The following is a 22553-nucleotide window of genomic DNA, read 5'->3' as shown; positions in this document are numbered from 1 at the left end:
CCTTCCTTTGCAGCTTTCGACTGGCAACGTCGTTCGCGCCCGTAGGCCCAGCACCGCAGATGGCAGCGTTGTTATGCTGCGGACGACTGTCGCTGGATTCAGACGAGAGGGAGGACCGGACACATCGGCTTAGAAGGGCCCTGCCGGGATGGTTCCACGGCATTCCTGGGCTCTTATCGAGAGCTGGTTGTTGTTAGCTTGTGGTTATGAGGATGCGGACCCTCACGGCTGTGATGTGCTTGTCGGAAAGGATCTCAAGGCGTTCGTCCCCGTTAAGGAACCGGCCTTCCCGCAACCCGGAGTCGGTCACCACCAGCTCCCTCACTACATCAAGCTCAACCTCACAATCGGGCCTGTGGAAGTCCACTTGAGCTCCTTGGCCCACCACAATGAACTCGTTGGGATTGATGGCCAGGACCATCCCGAAGGGACGGGCGTCTCCTGGGGTGGGGCCGTGGGTAGCGGCAACCGTTTCTTCCAAAAGTTCGGGCGCCGGGGGAACCCGCACGCCTGCGTCCAAGAGCATACCTTCGAGGAGCTTCCTGGAATTTCGAACAGTAATTTTTGTACCCGCCAGCTCCGTGCTGATGGATTCCTCGACCGGGTCAAGGGCGAAACCAAAAATCCGTCCATCGCGCTGGGCATCCACAATCTCCGGAGTAAGGGAAGTGATGATGGAGCAGGCTGTGCTGTACTGGTTGCCTTCCCTGCCTTCTTCCACACCGAAGACGTTGTAGCCCAGGCCACCAAAACCGCCAATGGCCAAGAACGCATCTCCGGCCCGGAACCGCGCTTCGGGGATGAAGAGAGGATTGGAAGCGGAGGCGTATTGCCGCATGACTTCCTCTGCGTTGGGAACGTAAATGTCCGGTGCCAGGAAGTCGATGGCCGGCGCCGCGGCACGCCACACCGGAACCATCCCTGCCGTCGGTCCGCCGCTTGGGTATTGTCCGGGCAGGTCCTGTCCCCGTTGCGGACCGATCCAGGCGTTTGCGTACGCCGGGAGCGGCAGGACTTCCTTTCCGGCTGCCGCCAAACCTCCCACAAAGGAAGCAAATCCCCAGGCCATGAACGTCTCTTCAGCAACGGGGTTGTCATCTCCGAAGTGGTCCGCCCAGCTTTTGTTGCTGTCCGGACTCGAGCCAAGAGCCTGCACAAACTCCTGGTCAAAGGATTCCGGAGCTTGGGAAACCGCAGCAATCAATTTCTCAGGGAGCGGTGCATTCCACACGGCCTCGGCCAGCTCGCTGTGATCTCTTCCTGCACCCAACAGCCCAACCTCGTTTTCAACCTGAACCATGATGACTGTATGGTCCGGATCGATCATGGCCACATGCATCAACAGGGCAGTGTAGGCAGCCCGGTCCGCTTCAAAGAGACTCAAAGAGAAGACGGACAAGCTGGGCCGCGGCATGGAACCGGGATAGGAGAACGGGGTCTTGAGCGGTTTGGCGCCCCTGTCCGCGCGCGGGAACCGTTCACGGTCAGCGCGAACCCAGCCGGGGGCATAGGTGGAGAAGGCGTTCTTGAAAGCCCCGAACCAGATCAAGACCAGACGGACGCCAGTGGACCGGGCGTCTTCCACCAGCCCTTCCACAATTGAGAAGTCGAACTCTCCCTCCACCGGCTCTACTTGTTCCCAGGACACAGGAGCGATTACCGTGTTGACCCCGGACTTTGCCAGCTTGTCCCAGATAGGTGACATGTAGCTCCGGTGGGACGCACTCGAATTATGCAGTTCACCTCCGATGCAGAGAAACGGCTTCTCCTCAACAATGAGCCTGACGTGGTTGCCTGTCCGCTCGAGTCGGGGAAGGTTCTGGTGTGGCATGGTGATCAATCCTTAATGCTTGGGGGCGGAATAACTTGTGGGCGGGGCAGCGGGTTCAAGGGCTACCAGGTTCAAGGGGAACGGGGAGTGACCGTCAGGCTGAAGTCCTGGGACGTCAGGCCGTTGCCAATTCCCACCTGGAATTCGCCCGGCTCCACGATGTATCCGGCATGGTGATCGTTGGTCCAGAATCCCAGATCATCCAAGCCGATGGTCAGTGAAACACGCCGTTCTTCTCCAGCCGGTACGAATACTCGTGTGAAGCCCCGCAACTGCCTGACAGGCCGGGTCACACTTGCCAGGAGGTCAGAAACATACAACTGGACCACTTCGTCTCCGTCCCTTGTTCCGGTATTGCGAACGATGGTGGAGAAAGTGATCCTGGATCCAGCTCGCAGCTCGTCCAAGGTGACCGAGAGTGCTTGGTCCGGCGATGATTCCAACTCAAATGATGTGTAGCTAAGCCCGTGTCCGAAACCGAATTGCGGACCCAGCTCCAAGTCCAAGTACTTCGACTTGTAGTAGTCATCAGTGTTGTTGGGTCCGGTCAGCCCAACATCGGGCCGTTCGTGGGCAAGCGAGCCTCCTATGCGTGCGGGCCTCCCGGTTGACTCATGGTTGTAGTAGATGGGAACTTGACCCACTGAGCGCGGGAAGGACATGGGAAGCTTGCCTCCCGGGTTGACCGCGCCGGTGAGGACATCCGAGATTGCTTTCCCTGCCTCAGTGCCCAGATGCCATGCCACTAAAAGGGCAGGACATTGATCAATCCATTCGCTGACCACCAGCGGGCGGCCTGTCATGAGGACTACGGCAAAAGGGGTGCCTGAGCCGGCAATGGCCCGGATCAGTTGTTCCTGGTCTCCGGGTAGGTTCAGTGAACTCCGCGAGCTTGCCTCACCGGAAAGGTCACTAGGTTCTCCGACGGCTACGATCACAAGATCTGCCTCCGCAGCGGCTGCGGCTGCGGCTGCGGCAGCCTCAGCCTGCCGGCTGGGACCGGAGCCGAAAAAGGTGGCGCCGGGAAGTGTGGTCACCACAGAGCCCGGCAGGGCTTCTGTCAGCGATTCGGCAATGGAGGTGGTGGTGGGTGAGGCAAAGTACTGTACCCAGGCTCCAAGGTGGTCCTTGCTTTCAGCGTAAGGACCCACCACAAGGACTCGCTGTCCCCGGGGCTTCAGCGGCAACACGCCGTCGTCGTTTTTCAGCAGTACCGCGCAGCGCGCGGCAGTATCCCTCGCCGCGGATAGTGATGTTTCATCAGGACCTGTTGCTGCTGTGGACTCATCCACATAAGGGTTGTCGAACAGGCCCAGCGCCTGCTTCAGCCGCAGCACACGGAGCACGGCGTCGTCCAAGCGCGCGGAGTCCAGCAGGTCCTCGCGGATAATCGGCTCACCGTCGCTCAGTAAAGAGCCGCCCATTTCAACATCGAGACCTGCTGACAGTGCCAGCCGTCCGGCGTCGGCAGCGTCTGCGGCAATACCATGGTCCACAAGCTCTCCCACGCCACCGGCGTCTGCCACCACAATCCCGTCATGTCCCCACTCGTTCTTCAGGACATCGGTGAGCATCTCCCGGTTGGCGTGCATGGGTACGCCTGAGACGGCATTGAAGCTTGCCATGAGACTGGCAACTCCTGCTGCGACCGCCACCCTGAAGGGTTCCAAATAGACGTTGCGGAGCCGCTGGAGCGAGATGTCCGTGGTGTTGTAGTCGCGTCCTCCTTCGGCGGCACTGTAGCCAACAAAGTGCTTTGCGCAGGCGGCCATGGAAGCCTCGGAGGAAAGGTCATCGCCCTGATAGCCCCGGATCTTGGCCTCCCCGAAGACGGCGTTGAGGTAGGGGTCTTCACCAAATCCTTCCACCACGCGTCCCCACCGCGGGTCCCGTGAAACATCGATCATGGGCGAAAAGGTCCAGTTCACCCCATTTGACCGGGCTTCCTTTGCAGAGAGCCGGGCGTCGGCCCTTGCCACCTCGGGATCGAAGCTGGCAGCTTGTGCCAGAGGAGTGGGAAATATGGTGAATTGGCCATGGACCACGTCAAGACCGATCAGGAGGGGGATGCCGTGCCGACTTTCCTCGACGGCGATCCGCTGAAGCGCGTTGGTGGCCTGGGCCGAGGCTGGCCAGAACAACGCCCCGGCACCGGTCCGTGCCAGGTTTCCCGATTCTCCGGAGTCCGGCCTCCAGACGATTTGGAGCTGTGCCAGTTTCTCTGCATAGGTCATGGAGGCCAAGAGCTGCTCCGGCTCTACTTTAACTTTCACTGTGAAGATCCTCCTGCGAAGGTTTGTGGACCTGGTCCCTTATGAGGTCCAGTGTGCGCATGATGGCCAGAGAGTCATTCAGGGGCATCACGGAGCTCTGCGGGCTGCCGGACTCCAGCAGAGCTTGGAACTCGAGAATTTCGTACCTGAGTCCGCCGCCAACAATGGGTGCCTGAATGATCTGGGACTGCTGAAGTCCCGGCCCCGAGGGGTTGTAGCGTGACACAGTCAGCTCGTTGGGGCAATGGTGCGGGGCCGGCAGTTGGATGAAGCCTTCGGTCCCCAGTATCCGTGCGTTGTTGGGGAGCACTGTGGACATTGATGAGCTGATGTATCCGGTCGCACGGCCGCTGAAGGACAAAAGTGCCGTCGCGTCCAGGTCCACCCCGGTGGTGCTGCTGCTGCCGAAGGCGGCGACGGCCGGTTCATCGCCCAGGAGCCAGTGTGAGAGCTGTACAGGGTAGACGCCCATCTCCAGCAGGCTTCCGCCGCCCAATGCGGGATCGTACAACTGTGGGCGCGCCCGCGGCCCAGCCTCCGGAATCGGGAAACCGAAGGATGCTTCAACTTTCCGCACCTCTCCGATTGCACCATCGTCCACCAGCCGCTTCAGCTCAACATAGGCAGGAAGGAACCGGGACCACATGGCCTCCATCAGCACTGTCCCGGATCGCTTGGCGGTTCGGGCCAGATCCAGGGCTTCGGCGTGGGTGGCGGTAAATGGCTTTTCCACCAGGACGTGTTTGCCCGCCTCCAGGAACTGCGTGGCAAGCTCATGGTGCGATCCCGCCGGCGTGGAAACGTACACCGCGTCTATGGTCTGGTCATGGGCAAGGTCCTGAAAGGAAAGATGCTGTTGTGGGATGCCAAATTCGGAACAGAACTTCGCTGAGGAACCGGCGGTACGTGACACCGCAGCAGCGAGAAAGGCAGAAGGGACTTCAGCAAGGGTCCGCGCGAATTCACGGGCAATGGTTCCCGTGCCGGCGAGCCCCCATCTCACGGTGTTGTTGTTGGGCACGTCAATCCTTCGCTTACAGTGCCAGGTTGGCAGGGTTGTCCAGAGTCTCAGCGTCGGCTGCGGAGACGGCGGCTTCATCCGAAAGGCGTCCATTGGGCAGCAGCAACGCTGCAATGAAACCCAGGATGTAGACGCCGGCCAGTGCAAGGAACACGGGAGAGAATACGTCGTGGTAAATCGACGCGATCCCAGCCTGCAAAGCGGGGTCGGCGGCATGGACCAAGGCAGGTGTCAGGGTGTGGGGATCGAGCCCGGTTGGCAAGAGCGACGCGACGCCGAACCCCACCACTCCGCCTACTACGGCTGATCCGATGGTGGATCCGATCTGCCCGCTTAGCCCGGCGGTCGCGGTTGCGGCGCCGAGTTCGCTGCGTGGTGCAGCACTTTGCACGATCGCAATGGCGAGACTCATGAACGCTCCCGTGCCGAGCCCCACGAACGCCATGATCAACGCCGGGACCCACAGTGGTGCGCCTCCCGGCAGGAAGGACATGGCTCCAAGTCCGAGTGCTCCCATCACCGTTCCGACGATGGGAAAAACGCGGTAGCGGCCCGTCCGGGAGGCAAGCCAGCCCGTCACCAGATTGCCCACCAACATTCCCAGCACGGTGGCGATAGGCACCAACCCTGAGATGGTGGCACTCACGCCATAGGCCATCTGGAAATACGTTGGGAGGTACGCCGTAGCTGAAATGAGCCCGGCACCCATGACTGCTGAGAGTCCCACGCCTGCACTGAAGGTGCGGTTGCGGAACAGGTGAACCGGGATGATGGGGTTGCGCTGACCACGCTCGACGACGACCAGCCCACCCAGCGCTGCGACACCTGCTCCAAGGGCGATCCATGCTGCGGAGTTAGCGGAACTGAACCACGCAACTGCCAGCACAACCGCCACAAGGACAGCGGTGAGCAGCACTGCACCCACGACGTCGAACCGTTTTTTGCCCGCCGGTTCGATGTGCGGAACGGCAATGACTGCCAGGAGAAGTGCGGTAAGCCCCACCGGGACGTTGATCCAAAATACCCAGGGCCACCCCCAGTGGTCCGTGATCAGACCGCCGAGGAGCGGCCCGATTAAAATTGCAACCGGAAAAGCAGCGCCGATCAGTGAGAGGTACGCAGGACGTTGCCTGGGCGTGGTGACCTCGGCAACGATCGTCTGCGACATCAGCTGGAGACCCGCGGCGCTCATGCCCTGGAGGACCCGGGCGACGACGAGCTGGGTCATATCCTGCGCCATGCCACACACGAAGGAAGCTGCAACGAAGCCGATCAGCGCAATGAGGAAGACCATCCGCGGTCCAACTCGATCGCCCAGCCCTCCGAGTACCGGGAGCAGGACAGTGCTTGCGAGCGTGTAGCCCACTACCACCCAGCTCATGTGCTGGAGGGCTCCGAGTTCGCCGGCAACAGTGGCCAAGGACGTCGAAACGATGGTGTGATCGAGGGCTCCAAGGAATGACACCGCCAGGAGCGCTGCCATGAGGAGCCGGAGCCGAGTGGGAGAGATCCGGACTGTGTTGTGGTTGCTGTTGCGGACTCCGGTCACGGCGTCCCGTCGATCTCGGCCTCCAGGCTGTGCAGAAGCGCATGCTGCCGCCGGACCTGTTCAATGGATCGGTAGGGCAGCCGATCGCCTTCGTATTCGCTGGACAGGTAACCGGACCATTCGTTCTCCTTCAGGGTCTGAAGGATCTCGCGCCAAGGTATCTGGCCGTCAACAAGGTCATCGTCGATGTCGAAGAACTTGGCCTGAATGAAGGACACGTGGGGGAGGACATCCACCAGGTCCGACATGGGAACGGCAAGGGGTTTACGCCAGCCTTCTTCCTGGGCTTCTTCGCTGAGGCCGTCATGCTTGGCGGTGGTGATTGCCCTTTGGAAGATGCCGGTGTCGATCAGCAGGCGGAAGTTCTTCGATCCGGTCCGTTCGATGAACTCGATGTACTCGTCCACCACCGGGTGTTTGATGGGAGTGGGCGCATGGATTTCCGGGCAAATGATGAGATCCAGCTCGGCTGCGAGATCGAGGTTGCGCTCGATCACTTCCTCCCAGATCGGGTGGGGGCGCAGGTCCATGGACACCACACCGATCTTGGGTCGGACTGAGGTGAATCCAAGGCGGTGGGCCAGCCGAAGATCACGAGCCAGCATCTCAGCACCCTCATCAGCGGTGAGGTCGCGGCTGCGCCACATGCTCGAGTCGATCCACGACCCGTAGTTGGTGGGCTCCAGCTGGTATTTTTCGAGCAGCCCGTACCATTGGTCAATCCATGCGGTGGAGGGTTCCGGATAGTTGGGCACATGACCTTCACCCAGAATCTCAATCCCGGTGGCGCCGATGTCAGCTATTTGTGCCATGGCGTCTTCGAGGGTTAGGACGGTGTTGATATCACCGGTGTAGCTGTAGAGGGAGACGCCGTACTTGAGGTTGCTCATGCGAGGACCGTGACCTTTCGCTGGGACGTGAAAATGGACGGTTGGAATTCAGCCGGAATGTAGGGTGCGTGCAGCGCAATATCAACGCGAACATCATGGACACCTACGGCCAGGCCGCCTGCGAGCGGCACAATGACGGTGGCCACTTCATCGAGCTGCCAGCGGACATCGGTGGATTGGCGCAGTTCCTGGATGCTGAAAGTGCGCCCCTGGAGTGTCCAGCGCGGTACTTCCCGGCTCCATTCCTGACCGTCCACGGTGACAGCCACACCGTCGATGAGGCTTCCCCAGACGCCCCGGTAGTTGGGCATGCGTAGGGCTATCTCGAAACCGACAATGTCGGTTCCTTCCTGGACGTTGCGAAAGCCCCGGCTTTGGATCAGTTCTCGTTCGAGGACCATGTTTTCCTCACTTCTCTGTGGACGTGGAGTTGATTGATTCGGCGATGTGGCGTGCACCGGCGACGGCCAAGGCCACTCCGGTCAACGTGGGGTTGCAGGCTGTGGGGGTGGGGATGACACCATTGCCGGCGACGAACAATCCCCTGACGTCCCACACTTGTCCGGTGGGATCGCACACAGCGGTGCCGTCGTTGGATGTCCCCATCCGCAGCGTGCCTTGATAGTGCAGTGAGGCGCCGGCAGGGAAGGTGAGCGGTTCATCGCCCAATGGTTCGCCCAAGGACCGGGCAGCGGCAACCACCGATTGGCGTGCTGCGGACAGTGTCTGCTCGTCACGTTCGGTGAAGGTGTAGTGGATGTTCATTGCCGGCAGCCCATAGGCATCGGTGGTGTCTTCGGAGAAGACAACGCGGTCCGACGCTTGAAGGTCTTTGGCGCAGAACCACCCCAGCCCCACGATTGAACCAGGGATGACGTCCCCTGAGATGGGCACCGGCGAAGCGTCCAGTTGCATGACCTGCCCATGAAAGGGCTGCTCATCAGTGAAGGGCACCCAGCTGACCCCGCTTTGGGCGGTGATGGTGGTGTCGCTTGACGAAGCAGCGGGAACATCATCCTCGACGCCGGTCAACCGGACAGCGTGGACAATCTGAGGCTGGTCGTTCAGGTACCGGCCGAGTGCTTCGGGGCGGATACCGGACGCGAAGAGCAGCTGCGGACCGCGGAGGGCATCGGCGGCAACTACGACGTACCGGGCACTAATTTCATGCTCGTCACCTGTCTTGTCGTCGCGAACCCGCACACCGCTGACCTCATCTCCGTTGGTCAGCACCCGCACAACCACGCTTTCGTCGAACAGGCGGGCCCGGGGGTTGTTCCGCGTCTCGTCACCGAACACCACGTCAGCTCCAGACCAGATGAAGCGGCCGTCGTCCGTGCGGCGGACCGCCAGCGGCATGGGCTGAACACGACGGTCAGGTGCGCGGCCGCCGTCGAGCGCTGCTGCCAGACGTGAGCGGACGAGATCGGCCAGGGGAGCATCAGCCAGGGCCTCCGAGCTGACCGAGAGGAGGCGTTCGGCCTCGCTCAGAAGCTCATCCATGTTCGGAAGGAACGCGATGCGCTCGCTCCCACCTGGACGCGGGCATGCCCCTGTCCAGTGGGCCGCCATCCCGCCAACATTGCTGGAGAATGCAAGACCCGGCAGTCCAGCCTCGCCGGGCTGCTGCCAACCGTCATCGAGCAGGAAGGTGCCGGGCCGCACTGGGCGTGCGACGTCGCGGGCGTACTCTGCGAGGTTCCCGCCGGTTGGCAGGGCGCTCACTTTTCCCTCCGAACGGCGCTGGGCAACTTCGCGGTCCTGGACACTTGCGATGTTCTTCACGTGGGATCCGGGGGGATCGCTGATGGTCGGTCCTGCTTCGAAGATGGCAATGCTGGCCTGGGGGCTGAGCTCGGAGAGTATCCGTGCATACGTGGCGCCGGCAGGGCCGCTGCCGATAATTGCGACGTCAACGACAGCTGGATAAGGGCGCGCTGAAGGTACTGCGGTGGTGGTCATGCTGTTCTCCAGGAGTCTGTAGAAGGGAGGGCTTCACGCCCTGAGGGTTTGCTCAGCGGGCAGCTGTGGCCAGTGCGGGTTGAGCGTCAAGGAAAAGTCGTCGTTCCCGGCGCCGTTCGGCCTGCCGGGCCGGGTTGGCGATAGGTGAGGCCAGGAGGAGGGCCTTCGTGTAAGCATGGTGCGGCTTGGCAATAACCTGTTCCGTGATGCCGGTTTCCACGATTTCTCCCCGCCGCATCACTGCCACGCGCTCGCTGATGTGCCTCACCACGTCCAGATCGTGAGTGACAAACAGGAGCGAAACCCCGGTCTGCTCTTGAATGTCGGAGAAAAGTTGAAGAACGCGTGCCTGGGTGGACAAGTCCAAGGCACTGACCGGCTCATCACACACAATGAGCTTGGGATTCCTGCACAGGGACCGGGCAATGGCAATGCGTTGCCTTTGGCCACCGGAGAACTCGCGAGGGTAGCGGGCGCTGGCGTTGGAGGGCAGATTCACCACATCCAGGAGTTCCCGGACCCGTCGTTGAGCATCAACCTTGGACGTTCCGGATACCTGCATCGGCTCGGACAAAATGTCGCTGATGGTCATGGACGGATTCAGGGAGGTATAAGGATCTTGGAAAACCACCTGAATGTCGCTGCTCAGCGCCCGGCGTTCTTTCTTGCTGAGCTTGGTGATTGACCTGCCGTCGAAACGGATGTCGCCGCCGGTCACTGGTGCGAGCCCGAGTACGGCACGGCCGATGGTTGACTTACCGGATCCGGACTCGCCTACGAGTCCCAGGGTTTCCCCGGCTTTGATGTCCAGGCTCACGCCTTGCAATGCCCGGAATGTCCGTTTCCTGCCGAACCCGCCCACCCTGTAGTCGACCGTCAGGTCCGTGATCCGCAGAAGGGGCTCAGCTTCGGGCAGCGTCTGGCTAAGGGAAGTCATCGTGCACCTTCTGTCTCGGTGGTCTTCTTGGAAACGACGGCATGTTCACCCTGTGGTTTCGAGGTCGAATCGAGGGCAGATTCCAAGAGGAGCCGTGTGTACTCTTCCCGGGGGTTGATGAACAGCTCAGTGACCTCAGCTACCTCCACGATTTCTCCGTTGCGCATCACGGCCACTTGATCGCACAGATCCGCGACGACGCCGAAGTTGTGGGTCACCAGGACCACACCCATGCCGCGTTCTGCCTGAAGGCTGCGAATCAGGTCCAGCACGTCGGCCTGCACCGTGACGTCCAGAGCGGTGGTGGGTTCGTCGGCAATGAGCAGTTCAGGATTGCAGGAAACGGCTCCGGCAATGAGCACACGCTGCGCCATGCCGCCTGAGACTTGATGCGGGTAGGACTTGAAGACCCGCTCCGGATCAGGAATGCCCACGCGGGCTAGCAGTTTGATGGCTTCATCTTTTGCAGCCTTCGCTGAGATTCCCAAATGGTGTTGCATTGGCTCGGTGAGTTGGGACCCGATGCGGAAGGCGGGATCGAGGTTGCTCATGGGCTCCTGCGGGATGTACCCGATCCGGGCGCCACGTAGGCTATTGCGCTCCTTTGGAGTCATCCCCAGCAGATCCGCTCCTGCAAAACTCAACGTCCCCGCAGACATTTCGGCTTGACCGGGCAAGAGTCCCAGGACCGAGAAGGCAGTCTGCGACTTACCGGAGCCTGATTCTCCCACCAGGCCAAGGATCTGGCCGCGCTCCACTTTCAAGGAGATGCCGTTGACGACGTCGGACTTCTCACCGTTGGGGCGGGGGTAGGAAACCCGGAGATCGTCGATGACCAGGAGTGCGTCGCCAGGATCCACAGGCGCTTTCTTCACTGGCCGTGCAGGTTCAGGAGTTGTACTGGCATGCTTTGCAGCTTTTACTTTCCTGGCGGGGCCGGCAGATGATCCGTAGTTCGCCAAAGCGTCGCGGAAGCCGTTTCCTACCAAGGTGCAGGCCATGACCGTCAACACCAGGGCAACGCTTGGCCAGAGGAGCAGCCAGGGAGCGTTGAAGATGTTCTGCGATGCGTCGTTGAGCATCAGGCCCCAACTGGCCTTGTCAGAGGAGCCAAGGCCAAGGAAGGCGATGCCTGCTTCGATTCCAATGCCGGCGCCTGCCAACAACGCCGCCTGGATGATGGTGGGCGTGATGACTACGGGAAGGATGTGGCGAACCATGATGCGGATATCGCTCAAGCCGGAGACCCGGGCTGCGTCCACGTACAGTTCTTCCCGCACGGCCCGGACCGAACCGCGGATGAGCAGGAACACCGAGGGGGCGATCAATATGCCGAAGACCACCAGTGCAAGTGAGGTGCTGCGTCCTACACGGGCCAGCACTACAAGGAGCACAACGATTGCCGGCAGCGATAACAGGGCACCACTGATCCACATGCTGACACCGTCGATCCATCCCTGGCGGTAACCTGCCAGGAGCCCGGTGGGTACGCCAATCAGCAGGCTCACGGCGATGACGATCGCGGCACTTGAGAGGCTGGTCTGGGCGCCGTAGACGAGGTTGGCCAGTACGTCGCGGCCCACGCCGTCAGCGCCCAGTGGGTGCTCAGGGCTGAATGGAGGTGCAAGGACATCGGCGAGGCGGGTGGCAGTGGGATCGTAGGAGGAGATCAATGGTGCGAGGATCGCCACCAGCCCGAGCAAGGCGAGGAACACCAGGGAAATCACTGCTGCGGGTTCACGAAGAAACTTCTTGATCAATTTGTCGCCTTGTGGCGCGGAGCTAACCACTTCAAGGGACTTGCGGGTGCCGGTGACTAGGTTATCGGTCATGAGACACGAACTTTCGGATTGATCCAGCCTTGCGCCAGATCGACGAGGAGGTTGACGACGACGACGAGCACCACGGTGACCAGGACAATCCCGAGCACAACGGGCAGGTCGCCACGGCTGGCTGAGTTGTTGGCCTGGGTGCCGATACCGGGGATATTGAAGACTTTCTCAATGATCACCGAGCTGGAGATGGCCACGATGAACATCAGGGATACCGTGGTGAGGCTTGGCCCGGCGGCGCTGCGCAAGGCATGCTTCACCACAACGCTTCGCTCCGGGAGGCCCCGGCTGCGCAGTGTTCGAACAAAGTCCTGCTGCATCACATCGATCATGGAGCCCCGGACCTGCAGGGCGATGGAAGCCAGGGAACCCAACGCCAGCGCAACTACGGGGAGCGTGATGGAGGCAAGCCACTTGCCCGGAGAATCGCTGAAAGCAGTAAACCCGGTAGCCGGGAGCATACGAAGTTGGACAGCGAAAACCAAGGCCAGGACCAGGGCCACCAGGAAGCCGGGAATTGCCTGAACCAGGGTGGACGCCACCTGCAGACCGCGGTCGAGTCGTCCCCGGCGCAAGGCAGCGGTGACCCCGATCAAGGTTCCGAAACAGGCAGCGAGGATCAGTGACCCGATCACCATGGAAAGCGTGGGCGGGAGAGTTTGGGAGAGTAGTTCTCCTACGGGCTGGTTGGTAAACCAGGACCGACCCAAATCTCCACGGACGGCTGATCCGAGCCACTGGAAGTATTGGGTGATCAAGGGTTCATCGAGGCCCAGCTGCTGGCGCTTGGCCTCCACTTGTTCGGCCGAAGCCACTGGCCCCAAGACCTGACGGACAGGGTCTTGCCCCGTGAGGTTCAGGAGGAAGAACGTCGCAGTGGAAATAACGAACATGAGCACCAGTCCTGAGGCCAGGCGGCGAAGGATAAACATCAGCACGGCAGCTCCTTGGGCTTCGGGAAGATGGGGGATGGGTAGGGGCGGCCGGCCCTGGATGGGCCGGCCGCCCACCTGCTACTTCTTCGAGGCAGTGAAGCCCCAAAGCGGCGGCAAAGTGGAATAGCGCTGCGGTGTGACAGTGATTTCGGCGTTGCTTGCGAAGACGTTGTCCGACTGGATGTAGGGCGCAAACCAGGCCTGGTCCACCAGGTAGGTGTTCAGTTGACGGAACGTTTCGGTTTGGGCCTCCCCGGTTTCGCCTTGAGCTTTGTTGATCAGGTCCACCACGGTGGGATCGGAGACGCGGAACGGATTCCAGAGGGATTCGGGAGTGAGCGCGATCTGGGCGAAATCCCACGGACGCGGGCTGTTGAGCCCGAAAATCGCTGCGGGATACTTTCCTGCCAATAGATCCGAGATGAAGGTCTGGCCGTTCACAGGCTGGTACTGCGGCGTGATGCCGATAGCCGTCAACGCTTCAGTTACAGCCGCTTGCTGGTCCGGATAGACGGGTGATACATCCGGCATGGGCAAAGTGAAGCCGTTTGCGTAACCGGCGTCGGCGAGAAGCTTCTTGGCGGCGTCCACATCGAAGGGGTACTTCTTGTCCAGCTCCGGGATGTAGGCGTCACTTGTGGAACTGAAGACCTGGCTGGTGCCCTTACCTTTACCCCCGAAGACCTGTGCGTGGATGGCATCGCGATCCAAAGCCATGTTGATTGCCTGGCGGACCTTGGCCTCGGCGAGCGCAGGAACCAGGGAGCCCTTGCGGTCGAACAAGTAGAGCCCGCTGGTGGTGTAAGCAGGGCTGGTTTGGATGTTCAGGCCTGCGGATTTAAGGCTGTTGGCATCTTTGTCGGTTACCACTGCGAAGTCGGCTTCGCCGGCCCGCAGTGCGTTGAGGATTGCATTGTTGTCGTTGAAGACCGTGACTTCGACGGTGTCGAACTGGAAGTCTTTGGCGTTCCAGTAGTCAGCGTTTCGCGTGTAGACGTACTTGATGCCGGTCTGGGACTTTGCTGCGTCCAGGATATATGGGCCGGAACCTACGGGGGTGGTGTCCAACTCTGGGGTTCCCAAGGCTTTGGGGCTGGCAAGGACACCGGCGGTTCCGCCCAGGTTCGGCACGAGCGATGGGTCAGGAGCGGAGAGCGTGACCATGAGGTTGGTGGCGTCGGTGACGGTGACCTCCTGGATGAAGCGCAGTTGCCCACCGGCTTCACCCGTACCCTTGCGGGCTGAATCAAGATTGGCCTTCACCGCGGCGGCATCCAGCGGCGTTCCGTCGCTGAATTTGACGCCTTCCCTGATAGTGAGGGAGAGCTTGGTCCGAGCGTCATCGTAAGACCACTTGGTCACGATGTTCTCGGCCGGTTCTCCTTCATTGGTGTTCCGGAAGAGGGAGTCGTAGACGGGCTGAAGGAACTGGGTGGTGGGGCCTGTGCCGAAGTTGCCCGGAGAGAAGGACTCGGGCGGCGCAATGGCTGCTATGTCCAACTCAGTGGGGGCGGTGGAACCACCAGCGGAAGAGCCGGTGCAGGCAGTAAGCGCCATGACGGCTGTGACGGCGGCAATGCCGACTAATTTGCGCATGTTTCTCCTAGACAAGGCGTCGAAAGCTCAGCTTCGAGTGATCCGACTGTTCTCCGGCGACAACGCTACGGAGATCGATAGGTATTGCGGTGAGTGGTGGCTGAAATGCCGTGGAAAGGCGCCTTGCTTCACAGGGAATCCCGCAGATTCCTTGTATGCGTTACGGGCGCAGGGCCAACGGATGCAGAGGGTGTGCTCCATGTGGTCTCCCTCGCCGTCGAGGTTGTTGGTGCTGGTTGAGCGCTTTGTGGCGCCTGTTACAACGATAATCCGGTGACCGGAAGAAGTCAACAACTTCTTCCGGTCTTCGGAATATTAGGCAGAAAGTCCTTCGTTGCTTTGACCCATTTGACTCAGGGGTTGCGTCAGCCGCTCCAGGAGCCCGGGCAGGTTGTCTTTGGAGAAGAGCTCGCCAAGAACAAGCTGGGCGGCACCTACGACTCCGCCTACCTGCTCGTCAATCGCAGATAACTCCACGAGCAGGTCCGGAGCGCCCGTGGAGGGCAGCCGTTCAAGGACGGCTTGCTGTATGGGCTTGAGCACTATGTCCTTGGCCCGGGCAATGCCACCGCCAACCACCAGCATGTGAGGAGCGAAGAAACTGACCAGGGTTGCCAGGCTGCTTCCAAGGAGTGCCGCTGTTCGGTTGAGTAGCTCCTTCGCGGCGGCATCTTCGTGCTCAGCGGCCAGGGTCACGTCATAGGCGCGAACACGTCCGGTCTCCTTAAGGACTTGCGCGAGGTAGGGGCTGCGTCCCGTTTCGGCCAGCATCAGGCCATCCCGCTCAATCGCCCATCCACTGGTGACTGCCTCAAGGCAGCCCGTGCGTCCGCACCTGCAAGCAACCACTCCGGCCTCGGGAACGGCCACATGGCCAATGGAGCCTGCCAGGCCATGGGAGCCCCGGTAGAGCCTGCCGTCGGTGATGAGGGCAGCTCCAACTCCGGCGCCGGCCCCGAAATAGAGCAAGTGCTTTGCCTTGGCAGCCCGCGGATTGCTCTCTATTTCAGCTAGCGCCAGAAGATTGACTCGATTGTCCACCCATGCCGGAACCGGCCAGCGCGCCGCGAACTCTTCCCGTACGGGGTAGTCCTCCCAGCCCGGCATGACCGGTACGCCAACGGGAGTGCCGGTATCAAAATTGACCGGGCCGGACAGTCCCACGCCGATCCCCAGCAGGTTGTTCCCGCTTTGCTCCCTGATGACCTCGTCGATGATCGCATTGACCTGGCCCAGGATCCGCGCGGGCCCTTGGCTGATCTCGCATAGCTCCCGATGGCGGGTGCCCAGCAGGGCGCCGGCCAGATCGGAAGCACTGACCACCATTTCATTGGACGCAATATCCACGCCTATGACGTAGCCGGCCTGGGCGTTGAGTGACAACAGCTTGGCGGTCCGCCCGCCCGTAGAGGGAGCGCGGCCGGGGGAATGGATAAGCCCGATCTGTTCGAGTTCTGCAACCCGTTCGGCAACAACACTGCGCCCCAGCCCTACCTGATCGGTCAGGCTTGCCTGCGTAATGCCGTCCTGCCAACGGATTGTCTCCAGCACCGATGCCAATCCGGTGTACCGCTCTATGGCCATTGATTTTCCCTCCAAGCGCCTTTAGCACCTTGATGGGACCCGCGGCAACAGCCTGATCGCACTTGACGTCAATGGCCGGCGGTCAGGGTGCTTTTGGGTCACTATCCGCAACTTTAGCTTGTGCCGAACAGGTCCAGTCTATAACTTTTTCCGATAAGCGGATAAACTCTATGAAACCCATCACACAAGGAGGCCGCATGCGGCGATCTGCCAGGACCACAGAAGACGGTGTCCAGTACCGCGACTTGAACGGAAACGGCGTGCTGGATCCGTACGAAGATCCACGGCTGGATGCAGCCACGCGCGCCAAGGATCTCCTGACAAGCCTCTCGGTCGAAGAAAAAGTCGGGCTCCTCTTCAACACAGTGATGGTTGTGGGTGAGGTGGCGGATCACGACTCAGCGAGTCCGTTCGGGCCGGAATCTCCGCGTGACTTTGTGGTGGGCAGGTCCATCAACCATTTCAACATTGGCCAAGTCCCGTCCGCCCAGCACATGGCGCGTTGGCAGAATGCCATGCAGGAGCTCGCAGAGCTCACCCCACACGGGATCCCCATTACTTTTGCCACCGATCCCCGCCATGGCTTTGCGCAAAATGACGGTATGGCCTTTGCCGCGGGCTCGTTTTCGCAATGGCCCGAACCTATGGGCTTTGCCGCACTCGGCGATCCTGATGTCATGAGCGAGTTCGCGGAGACGGCCAGACGGGAGTATGTGGCCGTGGGTCTTCGTGCAGCTCTCCACCCGCAGATTGACCTGGCATCTGAACCGCGCTGGGCACGCCAACTGCAGAGCTTCAGTTCAAACTCCGCGGTGACCTCCGAGTACGGTGCGCTGCTCATCGCAGGTCTACAGGGCGGGACGCTGTCGTCCGCGAGCGTAGCCTGTACCGCCAAGCACTTTCCGGGAGGAGGCGCCCAGGAAGACGGGGAGGACCCACACTTCCCGTCAGGCAAAGCCCAGATCTACCCCGGCGGCAACTTTACCGAACACCTGGCGCCGTTCCGTGCAGCGATCGCCGCCGGCACGAGCGCGATCATGCCCTACTACTCACTGGCGAAAGACCTCGTGATAGATGGTGTGGAAGTCGAAGAGGTGGGCTTCTCGTACAACAAATACCTGATCACGTCACTTCTTCGAGAACAGCTCGGTTTCGAGGGTGTTGTCTTGAGCGACTGGCAGCTTGTCACTGACCTTGAGGTCTTTGGCCTGCCCTTCCCCGCCAAGGCGTGGGGTGTTGAGCACCTCAGCCGACTTGACCGGGTGGAGAAACTTTTCGACGCCGGCGTGGACCAGCTTGGCGGTGAATTCTGCACGGAGTTGGTGCTTGAGCTGCTGGCCAGCGGCAGGTTGTCCCCGGAGAGGGTGGATGCATCGGTGCTGAGAATCCTTCGGGTTAAATTCGAGCTGGGACTCTTCGACAATCCCTATGTTGATGCGGATGCGGTCAACGAGGTGGTCGGATCCGAGCCGTTCCGGACTGCTGGGCACCGCGCCCAGGCAGAATCCGTCACCATCCTCAAGAACGAAGGGTTGCTGCCGCTGGCGCCCGGTACCCGCATATATGTCGAAGGTGTGGACCCGGCCGTTATTAACGATCAGGTGATCCTCGTTTCGGAGATGGCGGAGGCTGATGTAGCGCTGGTGCGCCTGGCAGCGCCCTTCGAGCCACGCAACGAGTACTTCCTGGACGCCATGACGCATCAGGGTAGCCTCGACTTTCCCGACGAAGAGATCGCGCGAGTACGAGCACTTGCAGCAGAACTCCCCGTGATCCTGGACGTCTACCTCGAACGGGCAGCAATCCTGACCCCCTTCGACACCGTGGCAACCGCCATCACCGCCAACTTCGGCGCATCCGATGCTGCACTGCTGGATGCTCTGACGGCAACCATCCCACCCAAGGGCAGGTTGCCGATCGAACTGCCCCGCTCCATGGCCGCCGTAGAAGCTTCACATCCCGACGTCCCCAACGACACCGAAGATCCGCTCTACCCCTACGGCGCCGGCCTCAGCCTGCCCTCACCTTCCCGGAGCGAGTCCGGGATGCTCACGTGAACCGAATGAACGGCGAACACCAATCGAGTGAAGTTCTCTGGAGTGAGTTCGTTGATCCCCCGGATTCAGCACGGCCGCGTGCCTGGTGGCACTGGATGGACGGCAACGTGGATCTCGAAGGCATTCGCGCCGACCTTCGCTGGCTCCATTCTGTGGGCGTCCGCGGCGTTCAATCCTTCGACGGGGCGCTGGGCAATCCACTCGTGGTGGAAAAGGCTGTGATTCCCGGCAGCGAGCAGTGGCGCGAAGCTGTTGCCGTTGCGGTGGCGACGGCGCACGAGCTCGGCTTGGACTTCACTGTTGCCACTTCTGCAGGATGGAGCGCCTCCGGAGCCCCATGGGTTGATAAGGCTGACGCCATGCGCAAGTTGGTCTGGTCGCAAACTGTCGTCCAAGGCGGCGAGTTGACCCAACTCAGCAAGCTCCCGGACATCGCAGGGCCGTATCAGGACACTCCAAGGTGGGGAGTCGAGCCGCATGAAGGCCCGGGAGATGCCAAAGATCTCTTTGCCTTGGCCATCCCGTTCCACAGCGCCCACGATGCTTTGGAGCCCGCATTCGTCCGCACGTCCGACTCGCCTACTGAAGCGGTCACCGCTAACTGTGCCACCGGCGTCGACGGTTTCCGCTTGGCCCGTGACCCGGACAACCCCTCCGTGGCCTGGATTGAACAGTCCTTTGCCACTCCTGTGACCGTGCGTTCCTGCGTGATCGAGCTGCCCGGCCCGTACGGCTTCGGCGCGGCTCCGCCCGCCACGGCCAGCCTGCAGGTCCAAAATAACGACGGCGGTTATGTCACCGTCTGCACGCTGCCCGCCACACAATGCCCCTCACGGAGCATGTCCTTCCCACCCGTCAGCGGGACGCACTTCCGGTTGCGGCTCGAAGCCGAGGGGATATCCACCGTTTTGGCAGCGTTTGAAAAAGGCGTGGTGCCCCCACCGGTATTCCGGCCACTCAGCGAGTACGCCGTCAAAGGATTCACCCTTTACGAGTCCGGCATGCCCGCTCACCGGGAGGCAAAGAGTGGTTTCGCCACCGCGCAGGACTATGACCCCCTTGATACTGACCCGCGCGCAGCATTCGCTGCAGTGCCGCTGGCCGGCATCCTTGACGTCAGCAGTCAGCTTTCACAGGGCAGGCTTACCAGCCCGCTTCCCGAGGGCACGTGGAGAGTCATTCGCTTTGGATCCTCCCTCACAGGCCAAACCAACGGCCCGGCGCTCCCGGAAGCCACAGGACTCGAAGTGGACAAACTCGATAGTGAAAGAGTTCGGCGCTACATCTCAACCCATCTGGCGCAGTTCGAGGACACCCCGATTGACGGGCTGCTCAGTGACAGCATTGAGGCCGGACTTCAGAACATCACCGATAACCTTCACACCGGATTCCACCGTCTCCGTGGCTACGCCATGATTCCGTGGATGCTCACCGTGGCCGGTTTCCTGGTTGAGGACGCCCACTCAAGCGACCTCTTCCTCGCGGATTTTCGTCGCACACTCGCAGAAGTCTTCGCAGAGTCCTATTACGGCACACTGTCCGAAGAAGCACATCGGCGTGGCTCGATCTACTACGCCGAGGCATTGGAAGACCGCAGGCCGCAGCTCGGCGACGACCTGGCCATGCGCTCGCATGCAGATGTCCCCATGGGAGCCATGTGGACCTTCAGCTCTGAAGCGGGTCCCGCGCCAACTTACGTCGCAGACCTCAAAGGGGCGTCATCGGTGGCACATGTCTACGGACGAAACCGCACCGGCTCCGAAGCCTTCACCTCCGGACGTAACCCCTGGAGTGATTCACCGAAGTCCCTGAAGCATGTGGCAGACCTTCAATTGGCACTCGGGGTGACCCGCTTCTGCATCCACACTTCCCCGCACCAACCCATGCAGGTACCAGCACCCGGAATCGCGCTGGCGCCATCGCTCGGGCAATCATTTACCCGCAATGAATCCTGGGCATCTACTGCCAAGCCTTGGGTGGACTATTTGGCGCGATGCTCGCATCTTCTTTCCCTTGGTCGGCCTTCCGTGGATGTCGCCTACTTCATAGGCGAGGAGGCCCCCGTCACCGCGCTTTTCGGTAGCGCATTCAATGACGACGTTCCCGCTGACTACGACTACGACTACATCGGACCGGATGCACTCAGGACGGTCTTGCACGTTCAGGATGGCGAACTGCAGGCAGGTACATCCCGCTACAGGCTTCTGTACCTCGGCGGTGCCAGCAACAGGATGAGCACAGCCGCCCTGCGTGGCATCCTGCGATTGGTGGAACAGGGTGCGACGGTGGTCGGCGAACGTCCAACGGCCAAGCGCTCGCTGGCTGACGAGGACACCGAGTACGAGCGTTTGTGTCACCTCATTTGGGACAGCCCGAGCAACGACAGTTCGAACAGTGGCAAGGTTTTCGCCACTAGAGACCTGGCTTCCGTGCTTAAGGAGCATTTCCCTCCTTGGGTGATGGTGGGAGACCCTCGGGTACGGCGGATTGCTCGATGGGTGGACGGCGATCAGCCACTGCTTTTCATCGCCAACCCTGTCAATGAAGAGCTGTGCACCACCGTGACGGTGCCAAACACGGATGGCGGATTGGTGGCCTGGGACCCGGTGGCACTCAGTCAACGTGCCCTCACCCGATCCGACGGTGGAGACGGCTTCGACGTACGGCTACCCCCCTATGGTTCGCTCTTCATCCTCAGAGGCGAAGCGGATCCTGGCCCCAAGAAGGAGAGGGTTACCGAGGTCGCCGGAGCATGGACTCTCACCATCCCCGGCTCCGATCCGGTGCAACTAACGCACGCCACCTTTTGGACCGATCCTGGAATCGGGGCGGTGCACTTCTCCGGAACGGCCACTTACGAGGTTGAGTTCCAGCTCCACGGCCCCGAGCTCCCTCACGCTGTCCAGTTCGCCGATGTTGCTGATGTAGCGAAGGTCAAAATCAACGGTGAGGACGCCGGAATTCTCTGGACGGCGCCCCACCGGGTGTCCACCGACGCGCTGAGGCCCGGGACGAACCGGATCCACATCAGTGTCACCAATCCGTGGCGTAACCGGCTGATTGCTGAAGCCCGCAGCAACACCGGGACGCTATACCCACCTATGACGACAGTGTTCAACGATGAAGCCGAAATCCTGACGGCAGGTCTACTGGGGCCACTGAACTTGATCTACAACCACCGCCCGTAATCTCCACTAGTGAAACGACTGGATGTATGACACACAAAATAACGCCTCCCGCTGTGAGCCTGGAGGGCCAGCGCCGGTCCGACCTCGGTGATGGAACGTACCTGAACCCGGTGTTCGCAGGGGACCACCCGGACCCGGCCATCCTGCGCGACGGCGATGACTACTACGTGACCTTCTCCTCGTTTGAGTCCACGCCCGGACTCATCATCTGGCACTCACGGGACCTGCTGAACTGGCAACCGCTCGGGCCTGCCCTTTCCGCGCCCATCGGCTGCGTGTTTGCGGTGGACATGTGCAAAGTGGATGGCCGGTACTTCATCTACGTACCGATCATTCCCACTGCCATCTCACCGGACCCGACTGCGCCTGTGCTGACCTATGTCATCCATGCCGAGAACATGGCCGGACCTTGGAGCGAGCCGATCAACCTGGGCATCGAAGGGCACATCGATCCGGGGCACGTGGTGGGAGAGGACGGCAACCGCTATCTGTTCCTGAGCGGAGTCAGCCGTGTCCGGCTCACAGCCGACGGTCTAGCTACAAACGGACCAGTGGAGCACGTCTACGACGGCTGGCGCTACCCCGATGACTGGGTGGTTGAAGCCTACGCACTGGAGGGGCCCAAGCTCACCTCACCCATCGGGGCGAATGGTTTTATCTCACGACGGCGGTTGGCGGCACCTCCGGTCCGCCCACCGGGCATATGGTCACTGTCGCCCGCTCCCGCTCCGTTCATGGCCCGTGGGAGGACTGCCCCCGCAATCCGATCATCAGGACATGGAATGCGGACGAGCCATGGTGGAGCAAGGGCCACGCCACCTTATTCGAGGGCCCCAACGGCCAATGGTGGAGCATCTATCACGGTTACGAAAACGGGTTCGCCACGCTCGGCCGGCAA

14 protein-coding genes and 2 pseudogenes are annotated in these 22553 nt (G+C 61.1%); 4 read left to right on the top strand and 12 right to left on the bottom strand.

Annotated features, from left to right (window positions below; genetic code table 11):
- Positions 1-193: 193 nt before the first annotated feature.
- From M1D89_RS14055 to M1D89_RS14000, 12 genes are all read right to left on the bottom strand, one after another.
- The gene (locus M1D89_RS14055) at positions 194-1831 is read right to left on the bottom strand and encodes a DUF5597 domain-containing protein (protein ID WP_498644356.1); all 1638 of its coding nucleotides are present in this window, start codon (positions 1829-1831) and stop codon (positions 194-196) included.
- A 71-nt stretch (positions 1832-1902) separates the two neighbouring features.
- Complete coding sequence (locus M1D89_RS14050) at positions 1903-4104, bottom strand: glycoside hydrolase family 3 N-terminal domain-containing protein (RefSeq protein ID WP_498644354.1); 2202 nt, start codon at positions 4102-4104, stop codon at positions 1903-1905.
- The gene (locus M1D89_RS14045; protein WP_498644352.1) at positions 4094-5125 is read right to left on the bottom strand and encodes a Gfo/Idh/MocA family protein; all 1032 of its coding nucleotides are present in this window, start codon (positions 5123-5125) and stop codon (positions 4094-4096) included. The genes M1D89_RS14050 and M1D89_RS14045 overlap by 11 nt, the downstream gene beginning before the upstream one ends.
- A gap of 13 nt (positions 5126-5138) precedes the next feature.
- Complete coding sequence (locus M1D89_RS14040; protein WP_498644350.1) at positions 5139-6674, bottom strand: MDR family MFS transporter; 1536 nt, start codon at positions 6672-6674, stop codon at positions 5139-5141.
- Positions 6671-7564 (bottom strand): sugar phosphate isomerase/epimerase family protein, encoded by an 894-nt coding sequence (locus M1D89_RS14035; protein ID WP_498644348.1) that lies wholly within the window; start codon positions 7562-7564, stop codon positions 6671-6673. The genes M1D89_RS14040 and M1D89_RS14035 overlap by 4 nt, the downstream gene beginning before the upstream one ends.
- On the bottom strand, positions 7561-7965 hold the full coding sequence (locus M1D89_RS14030; RefSeq protein WP_498644346.1) for a C-glycoside deglycosidase beta subunit domain-containing protein: 405 nt from the start codon (positions 7963-7965) through the stop codon (positions 7561-7563). Before M1D89_RS14030 ends, M1D89_RS14035 begins: the two co-directional genes overlap by 4 nt.
- Positions 7966-7972: 7 nt before the next feature.
- Complete coding sequence (locus tag M1D89_RS14025; RefSeq protein ID WP_498644344.1) at positions 7973-9526, bottom strand: GMC oxidoreductase; 1554 nt, start codon at positions 9524-9526, stop codon at positions 7973-7975.
- A gap of 52 nt (positions 9527-9578) precedes the next feature.
- Entirely contained in the window at positions 9579-10463 is an 885-nt protein-coding gene (locus tag M1D89_RS14020; protein WP_498644342.1) for an ATP-binding cassette domain-containing protein, read from the bottom strand.
- Positions 10460-12295 carry a dipeptide/oligopeptide/nickel ABC transporter permease/ATP-binding protein gene (locus tag M1D89_RS14015; RefSeq protein WP_498644340.1) on the bottom strand — a complete coding sequence of 612 codons (1836 nt, stop codon included), beginning with the start codon at positions 12293-12295 and terminating at the stop codon, positions 10460-10462. The genes M1D89_RS14020 and M1D89_RS14015 overlap by 4 nt, the downstream gene beginning before the upstream one ends.
- Entirely contained in the window at positions 12292-13227 is a 936-nt protein-coding gene (locus M1D89_RS14010) for an ABC transporter permease (RefSeq protein WP_498650958.1), read from the bottom strand. The genes M1D89_RS14015 and M1D89_RS14010 overlap by 4 nt, the downstream gene beginning before the upstream one ends.
- An 81-nt stretch (positions 13228-13308) precedes the next feature.
- Positions 13309-14826: an ABC transporter substrate-binding protein gene (locus tag M1D89_RS14005; protein ID WP_498644338.1), complete on the bottom strand. Its 1518-nt coding sequence runs from the start codon at positions 14824-14826 to the stop codon at positions 13309-13311.
- A 315-nt stretch (positions 14827-15141) separates the two neighbouring features.
- The gene (locus tag M1D89_RS14000; RefSeq protein WP_498644336.1) at positions 15142-16410 is read right to left on the bottom strand and encodes an ROK family transcriptional regulator; all 1269 of its coding nucleotides are present in this window, start codon (positions 16408-16410) and stop codon (positions 15142-15144) included.
- Between the two features lie 197 nt (positions 16411-16607).
- Between M1D89_RS14000 and M1D89_RS13995 the strand changes: the two genes are divergently transcribed.
- From M1D89_RS13995 to M1D89_RS13980, 4 genes and pseudogenes are all read left to right on the top strand, one after another.
- Positions 16608-18467: a glycoside hydrolase family 3 protein gene (locus M1D89_RS13995; RefSeq protein ID WP_498644334.1), complete on the top strand. Its 1860-nt coding sequence runs from the start codon at positions 16608-16610 to the stop codon at positions 18465-18467.
- Positions 18468-18472: 5 nt separating this feature from the next.
- Positions 18473-21655 (top strand): glycosyl hydrolase, encoded by a 3183-nt coding sequence (locus M1D89_RS13990; RefSeq protein WP_498650957.1) that lies wholly within the window; start codon positions 18473-18475, stop codon positions 21653-21655.
- 26 nt (positions 21656-21681) lie between these two features.
- A pseudogene (locus M1D89_RS13985) lies at positions 21682-22227 on the top strand (family 43 glycosylhydrolase); the annotation flags it as partial.
- A 125-nt stretch (positions 22228-22352) separates the two neighbouring features.
- Positions 22353-22535, top strand: a pseudogene (locus tag M1D89_RS13980) (family 43 glycosylhydrolase); the annotation flags it as partial.
- Positions 22536-22553 lie beyond the last annotated feature (18 nt).

It is taken from the genome of Arthrobacter sp. D3-18, assembly GCF_054408525.1.
The sequence above is the reverse complement of the archived record's forward strand: the minus strand, read 5'-3'. Positions and strand labels throughout refer to the sequence as shown.

Excerpts from the sequence above, each read along its gene's own strand:
- M1D89_RS14055 (WP_498644356.1), bottom strand. The coding sequence starts at position 1,831 with ATGCCACACCAGAACCTTCCCCGACTCGAGCGGACAGGCAACCACGTC.
- M1D89_RS14035 (WP_498644348.1), bottom strand. The coding sequence starts at position 7,564 with ATGAGCAACCTCAAGTACGGCGTCTCCCTCTACAGCTACACCGGTGAT.
- M1D89_RS14030 (WP_498644346.1), bottom strand. The coding sequence starts at position 7,965 with ATGGTCCTCGAACGAGAACTGATCCAAAGCCGGGGCTTTCGCAACGTC.
- M1D89_RS14025 (WP_498644344.1), bottom strand. The coding sequence starts at position 9,526 with ATGACCACCACCGCAGTACCTTCAGCGCGCCCTTATCCAGCTGTCGTT.
- M1D89_RS14020 (WP_498644342.1), bottom strand. The coding sequence starts at position 10,463 with ATGACTTCCCTTAGCCAGACGCTGCCCGAAGCTGAGCCCCTTCTGCGG.
- M1D89_RS14015 (WP_498644340.1), bottom strand. The coding sequence starts at position 12,295 with ATGACCGATAACCTAGTCACCGGCACCCGCAAGTCCCTTGAAGTGGTT.
- M1D89_RS14010 (WP_498650958.1), bottom strand. The coding sequence starts at position 13,227 with ATGTTTATCCTTCGCCGCCTGGCCTCAGGACTGGTGCTCATGTTCGTT.
- M1D89_RS14005 (WP_498644338.1), bottom strand. The coding sequence starts at position 14,826 with ATGCGCAAATTAGTCGGCATTGCCGCCGTCACAGCCGTCATGGCGCTT.
- M1D89_RS14000 (WP_498644336.1), bottom strand. The coding sequence starts at position 16,410 with ATGGCCATAGAGCGGTACACCGGATTGGCATCGGTGCTGGAGACAATC.
- M1D89_RS13995 (WP_498644334.1), top strand. The coding sequence starts at position 16,608 with ATGCGGCGATCTGCCAGGACCACAGAAGACGGTGTCCAGTACCGCGAC.
- M1D89_RS13990 (WP_498650957.1), top strand. The coding sequence starts at position 18,473 with ATGAACGGCGAACACCAATCGAGTGAAGTTCTCTGGAGTGAGTTCGTT.